Source organism: Serratia sp. 506_PEND, assembly GCF_001076875.1.
GTDB lineage: Bacteria > Pseudomonadota > Gammaproteobacteria > Enterobacterales > Enterobacteriaceae > Serratia > Serratia marcescens.
In genome coordinates, this window is the sequence record NZ_JVEL01000537.1 from 1 (window position 1) to 3,970 (window position 3,970).

4 protein-coding genes are annotated in these 3,970 nt (G+C 57.4%); 1 reads left to right on the forward strand and 3 read right to left on the reverse strand.

Features of this window, described 5'->3' with window-relative positions; genetic code table 11:
- The coding region (locus ADK28_RS23185; protein WP_048796788.1) for an extracellular solute-binding protein at nt 1-494 on the reverse strand (494 nt) is incomplete at its 3' end.
- A 236-nt stretch (nt 495-730) separates the two neighbouring features.
- On the opposite strand from ADK28_RS23185, the gene ADK28_RS23190 reads away from it, so the two are divergent.
- Nucleotides 731-1,441 carry a MurR/RpiR family transcriptional regulator gene (locus ADK28_RS23190; RefSeq protein WP_048796789.1) on the forward strand — a complete coding sequence of 237 codons (711 nt, stop codon included), beginning with the start codon at nt 731-733 and terminating at the stop codon, nt 1,439-1,441.
- A gap of 17 nt (nt 1,442-1,458) precedes the next feature.
- Here ADK28_RS23190 and ADK28_RS23195 read toward each other — a convergent pair whose 3' ends face one another.
- Together ADK28_RS23195 and ADK28_RS23200 are read right to left on the reverse strand one after the other, a co-directional pair.
- Nucleotides 1,459-2,844 (reverse strand): glycoside hydrolase, encoded by a 1,386-nt coding sequence (locus tag ADK28_RS23195; RefSeq protein WP_048796790.1) that lies wholly within the window; start codon nt 2,842-2,844, stop codon nt 1,459-1,461.
- A gap of 127 nt (nt 2,845-2,971) precedes the next feature.
- Nucleotides 2,972-3,895 carry an IS5 family transposase gene (locus ADK28_RS23200; protein WP_048795946.1) on the reverse strand — a complete coding sequence of 308 codons (924 nt, stop codon included), beginning with the start codon at nt 3,893-3,895 and terminating at the stop codon, nt 2,972-2,974.
- Between the last annotated feature and the right edge of the window lie 75 nt (nt 3,896-3,970).

The following is a 3,970-nucleotide window of genomic DNA, read 5'->3' on the forward strand; positions in this document are numbered from 1 at the left end:
GTCAGCAGCAGGCGGCCCTTGTACTGCGGTTGCCACAGATCGGCCCAGGCGGTGACGGTGGACGGATCCTGCGCGTCGCTGTTGACGCCGATGGCGGTAGCGCCCCAGATGTAAGGAATGGAGTAGTCGTTGTTGGGATCGAACGGCTTGTTCAGCAGGGTGGGATCGAGATCCTTGAAGTGGCTGAGCTTGCTCTTGTCGATTTTTTGCAGCATGCCTTCCTTGCTCATCTTGGCGATGAAGTATGTGGAAGGCACCACCAGATCGTACGCGCCGTCTTTGTAGGTTTTCAACTTGGCGTACATGCTTTCGTTGGATTCATAGGTGGAATAGATCACCTTGATGCCGGTTTCTTTGGTGAACTGCTCCAGCAGCCCCGGCGGGACGTATTCAGTCCAGTTATAGAAGTACAGTGTCTTGCCGTCAGAGGCGTTTGCAGAGCAGAAACTCAGCGCCATCATCCCGGCTGCGAGCAGATGTGACCACTTTTTCATGCAGCGTATCCTTCAGCAGTAGTGAGCCGAACCCGTATGGGCTGCCGTTTCCGGCCGCGCCATACCCCAGAAAGGGGCCATTATAGGGGCCGGGGCGGGGTGGGTAAAGGCGGTTATCCCGCTGGCAAATCAAGGGGTTCGGCGGCTTAAAGCGCATCACAATTTGTGTGTCTCGCGCTGGACAGGCGGTGAAGCGCGTGCGAAACAATAATTTTGGCGAATAAACGAGGGCGGCGATGAATTTCAAACAGGTCTTCAGCCAGGCGGAGCTCAGCAAGACGGATCTGACGATTTTGCACTGCATTCTCGACAACCCGGACGCCTGCATCGACGACGGCATCCGCGCGGTGTCCGCACGCTGCTACAGTTCCCCCTCGACGCTGGTGCGGCTGGCTAAAAAGCTGGGCTTTCGCGGCTATCTCGAACTGGTCTATTTCATCAAATTCAACCTGACGATGGCGCCGGCCTACCAGGCGGAACGCCCTACGTCGGCGGCGCCGCCGGCCCAGCAGGCGCAGTTTCTCGATCTGCTCGACAGCGGCAAGATCCTGATCCACGGCAGCGGTTTTTCGCAGCTGGTGGCGCAGTATATGTACAACAAGTTTATGACGCTGGGCGTAGACAGTTACCTGTCGCTGTGGCCGGATTTCGACATTCTTGACCGTGAGACGCGCTTTCGCTTCGACATGGTGATCGTGATTTCAAAGTCGGGCAACAGCGGCTCGGCGCTGAGCTGGGGCGAGGCGGTGAAGCGTAACCGCATTCTGCTGGCGGCCTTCTGCGGCGACGGCGACAGCCCGCTGGCGCAGCAGGCCGACATGACCTTTCTGTTTGAGGACCGGCAAAAATACGATCACGATATCTACTATCCCAACCCGTTTTTCGGTCACTGTCTGTTGGGATTCGAGAATGTGATCACCGCCTGGTTTGAACGACGCGGCCACTGACGGCCGCGCCGCGCCATTTAGCGCCAGTGCCCGGCATATTGACGGTGAGCCTGCAGGTACTCCTCCACCAGCGTTTTCGCCAGCGAGTAGGAGTTGACCAGCGGGTGCACCATCAGCGCCTTGATGGCCAGCTGGCGATTGCCGGTCAGGATCGCCGCCACCGCCAACCGTTCGTACTCTTTCACCTGCGAAATCAGGTTTTTCTGGGTGTCGGGAATATCGCGCATTTTGACCGGCTGAATGCCGGCGCTGCTCAATTCGCAGCTGATTTCGATCACGTCTTCCGGGTGCAGAAAATCGAGCGTGTCGCGGTTTTGCATCGATACCACCACGCGTTTTTGCCGGCCGCTGTTGACCGCCTCCAGAATGTCGATCGCCACCCCGGCATAGCCGCCGCTGTCCGGCTGTTCGATAAACTGTTGCAGCGTCAGCATCTCACGCGTTTTCACCTTGCCCTGGTTGGACTCGCGCTGCATGTAGGAGTTTTCGCGCTGCAGGTAATGGCAGAAATAGACAGAGAAGGCGTGTTCCAACTGGCGGGGGATGTCCAGTTCGCCTAACTCTGACAGCATTTGGCGGTTGATCGCCGCGATTTGTTCGCCGCGCGTCTCGCCGCCCGCGACGATGGCGGCGATCGCCTGCTCACGGTAGTAGTAATAGTAGAGATACTCGTTGAGCATCAAATTGTCCGACAGCGCCACCAGCTCCGGCGAGAAGTATTTCATGCAGGTATCGCGATACAGGCGCGGATCCGCCAGCAACCGTTCCGTGACCGGCTCGCCGTTGACGCGCGCATTGCGGAACCAGGAAAGATGGTTGAGGCCGAAACAGTCGACGCTCAGTTGGTCTTCGCGGCAGTCCAGCAGCTCGGCCAGTTCGCGGATAAACTCGCTGGGGGCGTCGCAGATGCCGTAGACCCGGCGCTGGAAGCCGGATTTGATGATCGCCTCGGTCACCATGCCGGAAGGATTGGTGAAGTTGAACAGGACCGCGTCCGGCGAGGAAAGCTGCTCGATCAGGCGGCAATAGTCGAGGATCGCCGGAATCGAACGCATTGCCATGGCGAAGCCGCCGGCGCCGGTGGTTTCTTGCCCGAGCAACTGGTGATTGAGCGCGATGCGCTCGTCATGGATGCGGCCTTCCTCGCCGCCGATGCGCAGGGTGGTGATGATGTAATCGGCGTCTTGCAGCGCCTGGCGCGGATCGCTGCTGAGACTGAAAGCAATGTCGCCGCGAATGCGCTGGAATACGCCCTGCGCGAGGGCGCCGTAGATCGCCAGATGGCGCTCATCGGTATCCATAAACACCACTTCGGTAATGCCGATGCGATGGGCGTTATAGGCGATGGACTTGGCGAGGAACGGGGAACGCACGCCGCCGCCGCCGAGAACGGTTAATTTCATTCGATATCTCCCATTAATAAAGCGTTAGAGTGCCGCTAAATATTTCTCTACCTGATTTTTGACCTTGCCGAGGCTTTGTTGAATAAATCAGAGTCAGGCGACAGGATAGCTCCCGCCGGTACACCCGTTATGCGATCCGGATGCTGTCCGGCATCCCCAACAGCGTCATCCGGTTCAGCGCTTTGACCATCGCCATTGCTTCACCCACCTGCGCGTCATAGTCCCGCAGGCTCAGATGAGCACCCAAGAGCGTTTTGAACCGGAACATGGCCGTTTCTGCCACTGAACGCCTGTGATAACCCACTTTCTTTTTCCAGACGTCATTGCTGCCGCTCAGATGCTGATTTGCCACGGCGTGGTTACGTTCATGGTACTTGTCGGGCCAGTATTGCGCACCACTTCGTGGCGGAATGAGCGGCCTGATTTTTTTCCTCAGCAAAGCATCATGGCAGTAACGGGTATCGTAGGCGCCGTCTGCTGAGGCTTCCCTGATTTTCCGGTGGGTCTGGTTAATCAGCACCGGCAGTGCCTGTGCATCTGTCGTTCCGCTGAGCGATAAATCGGCACAGATAATCTCGTGCGTCGCACTGTCTGCGGCCAGATGGAGCTTGCGCCACACTCTGCGTTTGTCGGCCCCATGCTGCCTGACTTTCCATTCACCTTCACCGAAAACCTTCAGGCCTGTACTGTCGATGACCAGGTGCGCGATTTCACCCCGGGTTGGCGTCTTTATGTTGATGTTGACGGTCTTTGACCGCCTGCTGACCAGAGAGTAATCCGGGCAGCACAGCGGCAGAGCCATCAGCTTAAAAATCGAGTCAACGAAGCCCTGTAATGCCCGGAGCGACAGGTTGAACACGCGCTTCATCATCAGAACCGTGATGACAGCCATATCGGTGTAGTGAAGCGGACGGCCACGCCCTTCGGGCTGTGTACTGTCAGTCCATGCTGCAATGGCTGACTCATCAAGCCACACAGTGAGTGAACCGCGCTGCCTGAGTGCGTTGTTGTAGGCGGACCAGTTAGTGATTTTAAACTTTTGCTTTGCCATGGGGATCCAATGCTGAAACGACTGTATCGATCAGATCCGCTAATCACCTAAAAGTTCGATTTATTCAACAAAGCC